This is a genomic window from Metabacillus idriensis, from assembly GCF_050483325.1.
Lineage (GTDB): Bacteria > Bacillota > Bacilli > Bacillales > Bacillaceae > Bacillus_P > Bacillus_P idriensis_A.
In genome coordinates this window covers 252464-265604 of the sequence record NZ_JBCMYF010000008.1, presented here as the reverse complement: position 1 = coordinate 265604, position 13141 = coordinate 252464, and the positions used below count along the sequence as shown (strand labels likewise).

At 37.6% G+C, this 13141-nt stretch carries 21 protein-coding genes; 13 read left to right on the top strand and 8 right to left on the bottom strand.

All coding sequences use genetic code 11. The features are described from left to right. The first annotated feature begins 16 nt into the window (after positions 1-16). Positions 17-628: a hypothetical protein gene (locus ABEQ24_RS06190; protein WP_430005945.1), complete on the top strand. Its 612-nt coding sequence runs from the start codon at positions 17-19 to the stop codon at positions 626-628. A gap of 373 nt (positions 629-1001) precedes the next feature. Beyond that, positions 1002-2069 carry a PRK06851 family protein gene (locus ABEQ24_RS06185; RefSeq protein ID WP_430005944.1) on the top strand — a complete coding sequence of 356 codons (1068 nt, stop codon included), beginning with the start codon at positions 1002-1004 and terminating at the stop codon, positions 2067-2069. 60 nt (positions 2070-2129) lie between these two features. On the opposite strand, the gene ABEQ24_RS06180 is transcribed toward ABEQ24_RS06185, so the two are convergent. From ABEQ24_RS06180 to sspL, 3 genes are all read right to left on the bottom strand, one after another. Continuing rightward, a complete protein-coding gene (locus ABEQ24_RS06180) occupies positions 2130-2486 on the bottom strand; it encodes a hypothetical protein (protein ID WP_430005943.1) in 357 nt (118 codons plus the stop codon). 70 nt (positions 2487-2556) lie between these two features. Continuing rightward, positions 2557-2736, bottom strand: a complete 180-nt coding sequence (locus ABEQ24_RS06175) for a hypothetical protein (protein WP_430005942.1) — start codon at positions 2734-2736, stop codon at positions 2557-2559. A gap of 231 nt (positions 2737-2967) precedes the next feature. Further along, entirely contained in the window at positions 2968-3111 is a 144-nt protein-coding gene (sspL, locus tag ABEQ24_RS06170; RefSeq protein WP_430005941.1) for a small, acid-soluble spore protein L, read from the bottom strand. A gap of 121 nt (positions 3112-3232) precedes the next feature. Here sspL and ABEQ24_RS06165 point away from each other — a divergent pair, with 121 nt between their 5' ends. Next, the gene (locus tag ABEQ24_RS06165; RefSeq protein ID WP_430005940.1) at positions 3233-3394 is read left to right on the top strand and encodes a hypothetical protein; all 162 of its coding nucleotides are present in this window, start codon (positions 3233-3235) and stop codon (positions 3392-3394) included. Positions 3395-3655: 261 nt separating this feature from the next. After that, positions 3656-4435 (top strand): hypothetical protein, encoded by a 780-nt coding sequence (locus tag ABEQ24_RS06160; protein WP_430005939.1) that lies wholly within the window; start codon positions 3656-3658, stop codon positions 4433-4435. Between the two features lie 35 nt (positions 4436-4470). On the opposite strand, the gene ABEQ24_RS06155 is transcribed toward ABEQ24_RS06160, so the two are convergent. Both ABEQ24_RS06155 and ABEQ24_RS06150 read right to left on the bottom strand, forming a co-directional pair. Next, positions 4471-4776 carry a hypothetical protein gene (locus ABEQ24_RS06155; RefSeq protein WP_430005938.1) on the bottom strand — a complete coding sequence of 102 codons (306 nt, stop codon included), beginning with the start codon at positions 4774-4776 and terminating at the stop codon, positions 4471-4473. Positions 4777-4894: 118 nt separating this feature from the next. Then, the gene (locus tag ABEQ24_RS06150) at positions 4895-5224 is read right to left on the bottom strand and encodes a hypothetical protein (protein ID WP_430005937.1); all 330 of its coding nucleotides are present in this window, start codon (positions 5222-5224) and stop codon (positions 4895-4897) included. Between the two features lie 138 nt (positions 5225-5362). Here ABEQ24_RS06150 and ABEQ24_RS06145 point away from each other — a divergent pair, with 138 nt between their 5' ends. The 5 genes from ABEQ24_RS06145 (at position 5363) to ABEQ24_RS06125 (ending at position 8314) form a co-directional block, all read left to right on the top strand. Further along, positions 5363-5926, top strand: a complete 564-nt coding sequence (locus ABEQ24_RS06145; protein ID WP_430005936.1) for a cysteine dioxygenase — start codon at positions 5363-5365, stop codon at positions 5924-5926. A gap of 55 nt (positions 5927-5981) precedes the next feature. Next, positions 5982-6299 (top strand): hypothetical protein, encoded by a 318-nt coding sequence (locus ABEQ24_RS06140; protein WP_430005935.1) that lies wholly within the window; start codon positions 5982-5984, stop codon positions 6297-6299. A 117-nt stretch (positions 6300-6416) separates the two neighbouring features. Next, positions 6417-6791 carry a nucleotide excision repair endonuclease gene (locus ABEQ24_RS06135; protein ID WP_430005934.1) on the top strand — a complete coding sequence of 125 codons (375 nt, stop codon included), beginning with the start codon at positions 6417-6419 and terminating at the stop codon, positions 6789-6791. Between the two features lie 288 nt (positions 6792-7079). Then, positions 7080-7355, top strand: coding sequence for a DUF1292 domain-containing protein (locus ABEQ24_RS06130; protein WP_430005933.1), 276 nt, complete (start codon positions 7080-7082; stop codon positions 7353-7355). A gap of 173 nt (positions 7356-7528) precedes the next feature. After that, positions 7529-8314 (top strand): phosphatidate cytidylyltransferase, encoded by a 786-nt coding sequence (locus ABEQ24_RS06125; protein WP_430005932.1) that lies wholly within the window; start codon positions 7529-7531, stop codon positions 8312-8314. A 63-nt stretch (positions 8315-8377) separates the two neighbouring features. Here ABEQ24_RS06125 and ABEQ24_RS06120 read toward each other — a convergent pair whose 3' ends face one another. Then, positions 8378-9499: an NAD(P)/FAD-dependent oxidoreductase gene (locus ABEQ24_RS06120; protein ID WP_430005931.1), complete on the bottom strand. Its 1122-nt coding sequence runs from the start codon at positions 9497-9499 to the stop codon at positions 8378-8380. A gap of 125 nt (positions 9500-9624) precedes the next feature. Here ABEQ24_RS06120 and ABEQ24_RS06115 point away from each other — a divergent pair, with 125 nt between their 5' ends. From ABEQ24_RS06115 to ABEQ24_RS06105, 3 genes are all read left to right on the top strand, one after another. Next, entirely contained in the window at positions 9625-10608 is a 984-nt protein-coding gene (locus ABEQ24_RS06115) for a hypothetical protein (RefSeq protein WP_430005930.1), read from the top strand. 107 nt (positions 10609-10715) lie between these two features. Further along, a complete protein-coding gene (locus ABEQ24_RS06110) occupies positions 10716-11069 on the top strand; it encodes a PadR family transcriptional regulator (RefSeq protein WP_430005929.1) in 354 nt (117 codons plus the stop codon). After that, entirely contained in the window at positions 11053-11922 is an 870-nt protein-coding gene (locus ABEQ24_RS06105) for a permease prefix domain 1-containing protein (RefSeq protein WP_430005928.1), read from the top strand. Before ABEQ24_RS06110 ends, ABEQ24_RS06105 begins: the two co-directional genes overlap by 17 nt. Positions 11923-12010: 88 nt before the next feature. Here ABEQ24_RS06105 and ABEQ24_RS06100 read toward each other — a convergent pair whose 3' ends face one another. Then, a complete protein-coding gene (locus ABEQ24_RS06100; RefSeq protein ID WP_430005927.1) occupies positions 12011-12460 on the bottom strand; it encodes a cupredoxin domain-containing protein in 450 nt (149 codons plus the stop codon). A 132-nt stretch (positions 12461-12592) separates the two neighbouring features. Here ABEQ24_RS06100 and ABEQ24_RS06095 point away from each other — a divergent pair, with 132 nt between their 5' ends. Then, on the top strand, positions 12593-12757 hold the full coding sequence (locus ABEQ24_RS06095) for a hypothetical protein (protein ID WP_430005926.1): 165 nt from the start codon (positions 12593-12595) through the stop codon (positions 12755-12757). 34 nt (positions 12758-12791) lie between these two features. Here the strand turns inward: ABEQ24_RS06095 and ABEQ24_RS06090 are convergent, their stop codons facing one another. Beyond that, complete coding sequence (locus ABEQ24_RS06090) at positions 12792-13076, bottom strand: hypothetical protein (protein WP_430005925.1); 285 nt, start codon at positions 13074-13076, stop codon at positions 12792-12794. Positions 13077-13141 lie beyond the last annotated feature (65 nt).

Here is a 13141-nt window from a genome sequence, read left to right as displayed (position 1 = left end):
AACAGGAGGACTTAACATGCTGCAAAAAACGATTAAAGCATATATTGAAAATCAAATAAATCATCATCCGCAAAATCAATCTATTGGCATTTACAAAGAAGAAAAAGAATATGCTGAGGCGCATGGCATTGTTCCTGAACAAATTAAACTAGTGGAAGAAAAAGCACTGTCTCGCTTCAAAGATGCTTATATAGAACGCGTTGATAAAGAAACAGAAGAATTAATTTCAGCTGAAAACCCATCCAAGTTTCTTCAGGAAAAAGTAAATTTCTTAAAAGCGAATCAAAAAGAGTTTGTATATTTAGAATCTGATTGGTTTGATATGATTAAAATTGACGGTTTAACGCTTGAACATGATGATGTTTTTGGCACATATAAAGGACTGCTCGGTTTAAAACAGAAAAAGGCCGCCGGCAGCAGCATCCGAAAATGGTTTAATGAAAAGGCCAATGGGGAGACAACAAAATTCCAGCTGCTTTTCAATGATAAAGACGGTTTATGGGATTTAAATTTTGATTGTGATCTCATAGACGGCTTTCATGGAGATATGACCTTGAACAAAGCATTTGAAATGATCTATAGTTTTCTCTTTGAACTAATAAATGACTTAGAGAGTATTGAACAATAAGTGATTTTAGAAACCTGCATTTCTGCAGGTTTTTATTTTTTTAGCTTGGCGCGGGATTGATTGGGGGGAAAGGACTTTGTTTCCTCTTTATCTGAATTTGATCCGGTTTGCGGAATCATAAGGGGTCTATGATTCCTCTTTTTTCGAATTTGATCTAATTTGTGGAATCATACGAGTCTATGATTCCTCTATTTCTGAATTTGATCTGGTTTGTGGAATCATAAGGGGCTATGATTCCTCTTTTTCTGATTTCACTCGATATTTTGGAATCAAAATGCTTCAATGATCCAATATTCAATGAATTTCATAAATAGGCGTTCACCCTTGCTCATTTTGAACATATGTTAGAAGAAAAGAGTGAGAGGATGATTGGATGAGCGGTAAAGTTCTTCATTATTTTGCCGGCGGGAATACCGCTAAAGGATATTTCAGTCTTTATGAATCTGCCGTTAAAGATTTGTCACGTGTGTTTTTACTTCAAGGCGGATCAAGAGCCTTCAGGTCTGAATACATGAAATCAATAAGTGAATCATTTTTGTCAGCAGGTCATTCTATTGAGTATTTGCACTGTCCATCACATAATGAGTGGATCGACGGGTTCATTATCCCAAAAGCCGGAATAGGAATCTTCGATCACGCTGTGCCTGATATCCGCAGTTATATTTCGGTTGAAAGCCTGCAAGTGATTGTCCTTGAACATGAAATGATTCAGCTTTCTGCAAATTATGATGCAATTGGCCAGCTTACAGCCGACATCTCTACTAAATTTGAGCAGGCATACGAAACGTTCGCAGCTTCGCTGAAAGCACATGATGACATTGAAGATATATATATCGCAAATATGGATTTTACTAAAGCGAATCAGTTAACAAATGATCTGATAGACCTTTTCTATGGAGAAGAGAAAGCCGGCAAACCTTCTGATGTAAAACACCGTTTCCTTGGGGCAGCTACACCTGATGGAGCAGTAGATTTTATTCAAAATTTAACAGAAGATATCGAAAAGCGTTATTTTATTAAGGGGAGAGCAGGATCCGGCAAATCAACAATGCTGAAGAAAATTGCAGCTGCTGGTGAAGAAAGAGGATTTGATGTGGAAGTCTATCATTGCGGATTTGATCCAAACAGCCTCGACATGGTTATACTGCGGGAATTAAGCATTGCTATTTTTGACAGTACGGCACCTCATGAATATGAGCCTGAGCGTCAAGCCGATGAAATAATCGATATGTATGAAAATTGCATAACGCCAGGTACAGATGAAAGATTTGCACTAGAAATTCAAAGAACCACTAAAGCATATAAGGATAAAATGAAAGAAGCGATTTCTTATTTGGCAGAAGCGAAAAAGATGATAGATCAGCTGGAGGATTTGAAAGGGGAAAAGCCTGCTTCCCATTCAGTTGATTTTCATAAAATGATTCTTGAAGAATTAAAATAAGAAGCCAAAGAGCTAATAAAAATAAGAAGCCAGAGAGCTAATAAATGATTAGCTCTCTAATTATGTCAGTTTAAAAAAACGGATAGGTGTTTCTAAACTGGATTGATCCCGGTAAGACCTGTAAGCAACAACCTTATGGTCTGGAGTACGTACATCAAGCTGTAATATGTCAGTCCCCCTGGTTTCCAGCTTGTAATGTACATCACCTTGATCCAATGAATAAAACGAAAAGGTCAGACCTAAAAGATGCCTGGTTCTTTTTACTGTTTCGGGATGAAATTGAATATAAGCTGCTAATTGTTCAATTGTAGCAGTTTGAGTTCCTGTCAGTGAATCGATTCGCTGTTTTACAAAAGCAGCGGCCTGAATTAGATTCATTTTCGTTCTATTTAGCATGCTAGAAAAATGAATTTCCATATAGCTTCTCCTTTCCATATATGATCAGGAGAAGCCATCATCGTTCGTTCTCCCGATCAGCTGATTTATTTTACTGATTTTGCTCAGGCTGCGCAGAAAGTTGGTTATTTGCCCCAAGACTGCTCATTCCCGTTAATTGCGGCATCACATTCTGAAGCTGTCCTCCGCGGCCTGTCATCATACTGTAGGCAGCAGCACCGATGCCGATAGAAGCAATGATAGGAAGGATTTGGATATTATTTTTATTCATTTCGATCACCCATTTCATAAATACTTTTTACTGCATTTATAGGTTCTGTCTTTTGATAAAAACTAAAGCTAACAAATCCTTCCTGATTGAGTATTTCTTTAAAGCGGCAAAATAGTAAATAGCCTCTCATTTTACAAGAGAGGCATTGCAGACTTATTATGAATTGTTTTAAAGAAGTCCGTTCAGAATTATGGGGCAGCATGTTCACACAGTAACTGCTGCCTCATCATTTTACATTTTCGTATTGGATTTTTTAGCTCTATTCTCAAGCTCGCTTTTCGGCTCAGATGAAAACTCAGTATCTTTTCCATGGCCTTGAGGATTCACGCTGGGTGCTGCTTTACCGCGGTTTGATCCTGTAAATTTACTGCTCATTCCAATCACCTCCACACATAATATGCCCTAAATAAAGGATTTAAAAAGAAGATTTTGGTGACCCTCGGAAAAACGTTCTTAAAAACGAATGATCTATTAATTTAAATATAGGAGGCAAAAGATGAAAACGATTATTTCAAATAAAGAATTGGCAATCTTAGTCGACACTGCCATGAAATCGGATATGTCAAAAGAAGATTTCAAGTTGTTTATTCAATCCAAAAAACTAGAAACAGAAATAAAGGCATACGTAAATGATAAATTTATGTCCTTACTTAAATAGTTCAGAAACTGAAAACCCTTACAAATTCTTTTGAACTGGCATCTTTAATACATTCTCACTGAAAAAAGGTGCCAGAAAACTTTATCCCCATACTTAATTAGTTCTAATAAACCGTTTCATGGCCTTCGATGCCAAAGAACTCTCCAACAATTCTCCATTCCCTTCTATTTTTCTGTATTTTAAGCCGAAACACTTGAGGGTCACATAGAAAAAGACACCTACATAGACTATAAAGAATGAATAGCAAAAAGGAGGGAAATTGTGTCCAATTTCGACAGCCATAAAGGTCAATCAAAGGCATTTCTAACGATTCCTTCAACAGCGGGCACTTCAAATCAGGAATACTTCCGTGTCAATTATATGCAAGACTTTCTGAAACACCAGCAGCAGGTAAATACTGAACTTTCGCATGCAGCAAATGCCTTAAACAGCATATTGCTTGAGTCCAGAACAGAGCAAACGCAGCACTTTCATGCTGTATACCGGCAATTAGAAAAACAGGAAGCCGCGACAGCACCGCTGTTGTCAAATATAGAAACACAGCAGTCTGCATCAAGGATAATGAGTGAACGTTTAGATATCCTTGAAAATTCAAACAAAGAAATGATGAGCAAATTATTGAGTGAAGGTCATGTAAGCGGGGCAATTATTGATCAGCTCACATTACAGGATCAGTCTATAAGAGAACTTTCAGGGAGATTTAAAACGTATGAGAATCTTCAGGGGAAATTAATAGACCAGCTGAATTCGCATGCTGAACTGAAAGAACAGATTAGTAATAGGCTGGAACTGCAAGAGGTGTTTCATAAAAGTGTCATCGAGAGGATCAATCATCAAGAAGCTTTGACCGAAAAAATTTCAAGAGATATCGCTCACTTAAAATCAGTTGTTTTTGAAAGGGTTTCTTATCTCGCTGAAAAAGCAGAAGAGAATTTCAAGATAACGAAAGAGTATATATTCAATCTTTTCACAAAGAGTGAATCTATTAAAGAATATACGATGACAAAGCCTCCAAAGAAAAAGGATCTTTCAAATCTTTAACACAAAAAAACCAACTTCTGTTGGTTTTTATCCTGTCATGATTTCTTTTTCCATTTTGCGATCTCTTCCGTAACAACAAAAGCTAGATCGTCATTTCCAAACAGGGAGAGGACACCAAGTAGTGTATCATTTGAAATTTCGCCAGCTTCCTCTTTGGACACAGTTAATTCGATTGCTTGCTTCAATTCATGATTTTCCGTCTGATCAGGATATGCCTGTCCATAAAGTTCTGCAGGGTTAAGATCATGATTGATGCACCACTGGGCAAAGACAAGAATCATCATTTGCTCGTCGCGCTGATAATTGCGGATGATTTGTTCTTGTGTTTCTTTAGAATTCATTTAAAAAGCTCCTTAGTATGAACATATATCCCTATCATAGCACAGGATTTTAAGCTTGTAATGAATTAGAAAAAAGAGGTTTCATTAGGAAACCTCTCCGCTTCGTGAGTTTTAGCTTTTAATAATAGAATGGATAAGGGATAAAAAATGGAAAGATGAACGCGTAATAGGGAAAACGGCGTCTTCGGTAGCGTCGGAATCTTCTTCTATACCCATATTGCCTGTTCGCATCCATTTCACTTTCTTCCACTTCTTCAGGAATCATCATTGTGACACCCTCATTATCCATATCTTCGATAATTCCTTCTACTTGAGAGCCATCTGATATTCGTGCAATGACATAAAAATTCATATGCCTTCTGCAAGAGCTCATTGCATCTTCTCTATTTTCATATGGCTCTTCCTGCGTCCAATTCCCAGGGTAATACCCATATTGGTAATTGTTCATTATAATCCCTCCTCTGCGAATTAGGTTATTCACCAGCATCGAAACATGTGACAATGTCGATAGAAATTTTTTTACATATGGATAAGATATCGAATCATAATGTGTATAGTGATACTTGAACGATCGGAGGTTATTATTTTGAAGCTTTATAATAAAATTCAAACCATCCTTGGAAAAGTTCAAACTGCGTCGAAAATGGAATTATTGGAAGCTTTAAAGAATTTGAATATACAGCTGGAAGAATTAGAACCCTTTCTTAAAAACGAACAAAACAAACCTTACTACCGAAAGCTGCTTTATAAAAATGAATCACTTGAGCTGCTTGTGATGAACTGGTCTAAGCTGGAATGCGTGCCGCATGATCACGGGAAGTCGCATGGATGGATTCAAGTCATAAACGGGGTGTCTGAAAACACTATATATGAGGTCAAAGAGAATCAGCTGCCTTCTGAACTATTTACAGAGAAAAAAGAGAGTGGGAAAATCTTTTTTGCGCCAAAAGGAGGCGTACATAAAATGGGGGAGGAACAAGGCACCAACCTTGTAACGGTCCACCTTTATTCTCCTCCGATTACAGGCATGAAGGTGTATGACCTTGAAAAATGTGCAGCATGTGTGGTTTCTGATGATTGCGGAGCATGGTGGCCTGATGAAGCTCATCAAAAGGTGAAAGAAATAAATCTGAAAAAAGCTGCGGAATGAAGTCGCAGCTTTTTATTATACTGAAATTGGATATAACTATATTGAGGTGATTTTAATGAAGCGGGCCGCACATCTGATCATTTTCTTTATGGCAGGACTTTTCCTTTATTATGCTTGGACAGGCTTTGTAAATAATGAACTTACATTTACAACACATAAAGGATCCATTTTGGAAAAATACGAGACAACAGACATTTTAGAATCAGGAATAAATGTTATGTCTCACCCTGTTTATCACATCAAACTTTCAACAGGTGCCCGGCTGCAAGTGTCTGCATTTGTCTATAACACCCTCAAGACAGGGGATTCAGCCGTTTTCGCAGAAAAACAAAACCATGTGTACCTTATTGGTGAAAACAAATTAATATATTGAATACTCTTTTTATAAGATTTGGTGGCATTTTCTGCTATACGTATGAGATAATACATAAGTTCATTTTTCGTTCGAAATTGATAAGAACAAGTCACATAATATAGGAAGTGAATCTTAATGATTAAAATTGAAATCCCGAGAGCAGATGTTGTCCTGACAAGAAATCCGGTTAAAGGTCAGCCTGTTGAAGCTCCATTAAGCAGCGAATACGGTTTTACTGATTACAACAGAATTCCCCGCGATAAAGGCGGAATTTTCATGTTTTACAATATCAATGAAGAACTTTTGTTTGTAGGCAAAGCACGGAAGCTTAGACAAAGAATCAAAAAACATTTTGAAGATACTGTATCTCCAATCAAAAACAACCGTGATGAAGTACATGAAATTGCCGTTTGCATCGTTGACAATGCAGTAGATCGTGAAATTTACGAAACATACATTATTAATGAGCTTCAGGCTAAATACAATGTAGATAAAGTGTTTTATAAATAATCAAAAAAAACATCCGGCCTTCCGGATGTTTTTTTTGATTTGATTTAATTTAAAAAATCTAAGTTTTAGGACTCTCGGGGAGCTTTTTAAAAATGCCTTAATCAGACTTTTTTTGAATTTAATACAGCATCAATGATGTGAAGGCTGCTGTAAAACGTTTAATAGGTATTTGCCGTTCAAAGTGTTATAATAAATTGGTTTCAATAGAGGATTATATTATTTGAATTAGGGAAAATAACTAAAGCAAAGAATTCATCCGAATTTCAACTAATGAAAGGAGATTTTACGATGGATAAAATTGAAGTAGGCGAGATTTTCACAATCAGCGATGAGAACGATCAAGAGCAGGAAGTAGAAGTTCTTGGGGTATTAACTGTAGAAGGCACTGAATATGTTGCAGTCGGTTTTGTCGAAGAAATTCAGCAGGATACAGACGAAGACATTGACATCTATTTCCTTCGTGTTGACGAAGAAGGAGATTTCACTGCCATCGAAAGCGACGATGAGTTCGATAAAGTATCCGCTGCATTTGACGAAATGATGGACGAAGAAGAAGAAGGCTGAATTACATAATCTAAGACCAAATGCTTTGATGCATTTGGTCTTACTTATTTTATTGATGTATTTTATTAGAATTACAGGAAATTTCTATTTTAAAATACAGATTTGTTTTTCGTTTTTCTTATCTTTATAGTACAATCAATTCTAATGGAAAAAAAGATAAGGAAGTGTAACAAATGAAAGAACGCGTCATCACCGGCATTATTATCTTGATTTTATTCATGATTCCATTCTACATTGGAGCATTTTGGTTTACTTATTTAGCCATGATTTTAGCCATCATTGCTTTTCATGAATTGACAACCATCATTAAAATTAGAAAGTACGGGACGAAATATTTTGTTGGCCTTGCAGGAATTGTGCTATTATTTCTCCCGCTTCTCCCGTTTTTAAATGTAACGTTTGAGATTATCCAAATTAAAGTGCTGCTGGCACTCGTTTTGTTTTTCCTGACATCTACCGTTTTTAATATTGAATATTCGATTGAAAAAGCGGGAACGCTGCTGATCGGAGTTCTCTACATTGGATTTGGCTTTGTGTTTTTGGCTGAAGCAAGAATTGATGAAGGACTTATTTGGACGCTTGCAGTCTTAATTTCAATATGGGCAACTGATTCTGGAGCCTATTTCGTCGGCAGAAAGTTCGGCAAAACGAAGCTTGCTGAAAAGGTTAGCCCGAATAAGACGATTGAAGGGTCAATCGGAGGCATTATCATTGCGCTTATTATTGGTCTTGTTATGCAAATGAGTTTTCAGCCATTTGACAATTATAGTGAAACTGTTCTTCTGATTTTTGTCGTTTCTATTGCCGGCCAAGTTGGAGATCTTGTCGAATCAGCTTTAAAACGCCACTTCCAAGTAAAAGATTCAGGCAAGCTCCTTCCTGGTCACGGAGGTATTCTCGACAGGCTTGACAGCTGGATCTTTGTTTTCATCGGATTGAAGTTAATAGGATTAATTTAAGGGATATACGGTTATCGTATATCTTTTTTTTATTTTCAAAATGGGAAAAAGGGAGGGGGATCTTCAGTCCCCCAAAGCCGCTTCAATTTTATACAGATCAAGGTCAATCTCAAGTTCCATTCCAAGTGCAAGCTTTGCAAGTTCTCGGCCAATAAAAGGACCCATCGTCAGCCCGGAAGCACCGAGTCCATTTGCAGCTGCCAAGCCCTGAAAGCCAGGAACAAAACCAACTGCAGGCAAAAAGCCCGGAGTATATGGCCTAAAACCGGTTCTTGCTTCAAGAAATGTACTGCCTTCTAAGCCTGGCGCCGTTTCTAATGCCTTATTAAAAACCTCCTGCAGTCCGCCAGCTGTAATTCTGGTATCGAAATCTTCAATCTCATTTTCATGCGTTGCTCCGGCTACAATCCGCTGTTCGTCAAATGCGAGCAAATATTGATCACTTGGAGGCATGACAACCGGCCATGATGCGGTATTTGCGTCTTCCATTTTTAAATGGGCAATCTGAGCTTTTTGATAGGTAACCTTAAAAGTAATGCCAAGCGGCTTTACTAATTCATTTGCCCATGCTCCTGCACAAATAATGACTTCATCGGCAGAAAAAACGTTCCCATTAGCAAACACACCTGACACTAGACTGTCTTCATATTGAAGCACAGCATCTCCAAGAATATAAACGGCTCCTTTTTTCTCGGCAGCTCTTAAAAGGGAGTCTCTTAAAGCACGGCCATCAACACGTGCAGCTCCTTCAATATGAACGGAGAAATAATCATCTGATAGCGGAGGAAAACTTTTTTTAGTTTCTATTTTAGATAATGGCGTGATTTTGCCGATTTCCGGTGCATCTTCTTTTCTTTTAATCGCCCGTTCTTCAATCTTCTTAATCTTATCTTCATCACGATGCAGGATAATCGCCCCAACCCGCTTATATCCCGTATCTGATTCACCTTCTTTTTCTAGTTCATCAATTAATTCAGGATAATAACGGGCTCCGCCTTTGGCAAGCTTATACCAGGCTTGATTTCTTCGCTGTGACACCCAGGGGCAGACGATTCCGGCAGCAGCATCTGTTGCTTGTCCCTCATCTTTGCGGTCTATGATCGTGACCTCAGCTCCGTATTTAGCTAAATGATAGGCAGTGGAGGCTCCTAAAATTCCAGCACCGACTACGATGACTTTTTTCATTTACATTCATCCTTTTAAAATTTCATTCCTTATACTATACACGATGCGTTCATTATGATTTCATCCTAACCAAAGATATGAACGCATAGTATAGTGTATCAAATGTTTCTATAAAGAGGTGCAGAATGAATCCGATAACGAACAATTATTTGCCTTTGATAAAGCAATTTTTACCGCATGAAGCTGAAGTGCTGGAAATATTGCATCCGATGAACCGCAAGGCTATACTTGTCGGTGATATTGACGGAGACCAAATCATGGAAATCGCCGCTGCCTATAGATACAAAGAGGAGCACTTTGTCCTAATCTTAAAAAATGATCATTATTCATGGCATCAGGCAGCAAATTTGAAGGGAAACAGTCCTTATTTTGCTGATTTTTACCTAAACTCCCCTGAGATGAGCCGTTATATTGTGACCGAGGAAAAAGGCGACGTTACTGGAGATGGCATACTAGATACCGTCTATCTGACAGCAGATCAAACTCCGGACAGTCCATTTCTGCAGAATATCACGCTAAATGTTAAAAATGGAGCCACTGGCGAAGTGCAGCAAATTCCTTTAAAAGAGAATGCAGGATATGAACCCTCTTTGTTTTTAGGTGATCTCACCGGCAATAAAGCAGAAGATATTTTAATAGTCATTAACTCAGGCGGCAGCGGAGGCATTATATTCACTTATGTTTTTTCCTACATGGACAGGAACTTTAAACAGATATTCGACTCTGAAACATTTAATGAATCAAATAAATACGAAGTTTTTTATCTAGATCAATACAAGGCCCAAGTAAATAGTTTAAACCCGGCTAAAACATATATTCTTGACCTTCAGTATAAAGGGGAGGAGTATCTGAATGAAATTTATACTAAAGACGGCACTTTAAAGCAGCCTGTTGAGGGCTGGGTAGCACCGCTTTCAGGACTGTACCCGGTCGATTTTGAACGGGACGGGATCTATGAACTGGATGCATATCAGAATATCGCAGGCAGGTACAGTGCAGATGGATTAGGATACATGATGAATGTTTTGAAATGGAATGGTCGTGAATTTGTGACGGACCGGCAAAGCATTGCGATTTTTGGAAAAGATAAAAATCTGCAAACATCTTAGTGTCAATCGAATAAAGAAGCTGCAGTTTCTGCAGCTTCTTTTATTTTTTATAATACCTTGCATTATTAGGTATTATTTTTTATATTATACTAAAGAGGTGATAAAAAATGGAAATTAATAAAGAGGTTCTTAAGGGACATATTGATACGTTACTTTTATCGCTGCTGCACAGACGGGATATGTACGGGTATGAACTGGCCAAAATCGTACGCGAAAAAAGCAAGAATCAATTTGAATTAAAAGAAGCCACGCTCTATTTGTCTTTAAAGCGATTAGAAAAAAGCGGGTGGGTTTCCTCTTACTGGGGTGATGAACAGGGACCGGGAGGCAGAAGGAAATATTATATGGTGACACCGTTAGGGATGAAAGGTCTTGAGGAGAAGCGCAAGGAATGGCAGTTTGTAAAAGAAATGATGGATTCATTTTTAGGAGGGGGAGAGGCAGATGAATCAAATAGATAAGTATGTTAACTCTATTTATAAAGATGTTAAAGGAAACAGACATGAAATTGATGATCTCATGCAGGAAATGCGCTCACATTTAATTGAAAGTGTGGAAGAGCTGAAAGCAGAAGGGAAGTCAGAAAAAGAGGCTGTACGGATTGCCATTATCAATTTTGGCGGGAAACAGCAAATCTTGAAAGGTTTAACAGAGTTTTTTGAAATTCAGAAACGGTTTCTGAATTATATAAGGGCAATTGCTGTTCTTGCATTTGTGCTGGGATGCATTTTTCTGGCTTTATCTATAATGGATCAAAAAGAGTTTCATGACGAACTGAATCAGTTAAATTTCGTGAAAGCAGAAAAAGAAACAATAATGAATGATGTATTTGATGTCCTTCAGGATTCAATTGACCTTTCGAAAACAAGTGAAGTAGATCTTATCAAGGTTTACGATAAATATCAGGATAAGCTGAATATCATTGCAGTTTTCCCTGTAAAAGGTTTAGAAGATTGGCTGCAGGAAAATCAGTTTGTATTAGAAGGGCCTGACACTCATTTTCCGATTGACTATAAAAGAGCAGAAGTGGTAATCGGCAGTGAAGGAACAATTCATAATACAGAGCCAATAGAACCAAGTGATTATGATTACGGAACTGTCGTGATGGCGAATGAGAAATGGATCGTACAGTATGAATATAAAAGCTCCTATGAATCAACAATTGAAAAACAGCTACAAATGGAGCATTACGGCCCAACTAAATGGAACTATTATCAGCTGCCCATGTTATTTTTCACCATGTTCATTGTTTTTGCTGCAGTTTGGATGTTTTTAATAAAACAAACCAAACAGTTAAAAGGAGCAATAGGCTAAAACATTATAGGCAGGCAGCGATTGAAAAGGGAACTTCAAGTCATAATTGAAGTTCCCTAATCTTGTCCTCTAAAATATAACCCAAGCCTTAATCCACAACTATATACGCTACCATCGGCACACCTTGTCCGTGATGGGAGTGTGTATCGCAAATGAGTCGGTAAATTCCTTCTTTATCGAATTTTAATGGAATGACTGTTTTGGACCCTCTTTTCACGACGCCAGTGATGTCCGTTCCTTCAATACTGAATGGATGCTCACTGCCGTTCACCCCATGAATCGTTAACGTTACTTGTTTTCCTTCAGGCACATAAATCGTTCCAGGATCCCATCTGTATGCTTCAATCTCTTTTCCGTCATCTGTTTTTGATTTGAATTCCCCAGTAACCATATTGATTTCCAGATTCCCGCTGTTATTTTCCATTTTTAAGGTAGGAGCTGCCGCCGGACTAAAATAATACAAGCTGCCAATTCCTATTAAAGTAAAAAGTGCTGCTCCAAATAATATCCATTTCTTTTTAATTAAGACAAAGCGCATGAATCTACCTCCTATCTATATTTATAAATTTATATGTCAGGAGGAATGAAAACTTGTCTTATCGATTCATGTAAATAGGACGAATAGACATGTTTCTATTAACAAACCCTTTAAGAAAAGGAGGGTACAATCATGAGAAAAGAAAAAGAGGAGCCGTTTTTGAAGCTGAAAGACGGACAAGCGCATCCTAATTTCAGGGACATATCAGGAGACTCTGTAGATGAACTCAGAAATACAGAGTCTGCCAACATCATGTTAGGCGGAGATGAAATTAAGCAGCAGAATGAAAATCTATAAATGGAAAAAAGGTATGTCATATTCGACATACCTTTCATTTTTCCTCATTAAAGAATTCACTGCTGAACAGGTTATATGAATCTTCTTCTTCCTCAACTTTATCAACCGAACGCACAGTGTCAGAGTAGAATTTTCTTCTTCGATTTAAATCTTTGAATTCCGCTTCCAAAAATTCTGCCTGATCGTGTGAAAGCTTAATGGTTACTTCATTATTATTCTCATCCGCAGCTTTTAAAAGCACATAGCTGTCCACCGAATCCCGCAGTGTAACGTTGCTGAGCGTTAAATTCATATTATTTAGTTCATATCTTGCTTTCATTGATGAATGGACCTCCATTGGCCGTATATAATATACATTCTATTTTATAGGTATAGACAGAAAAG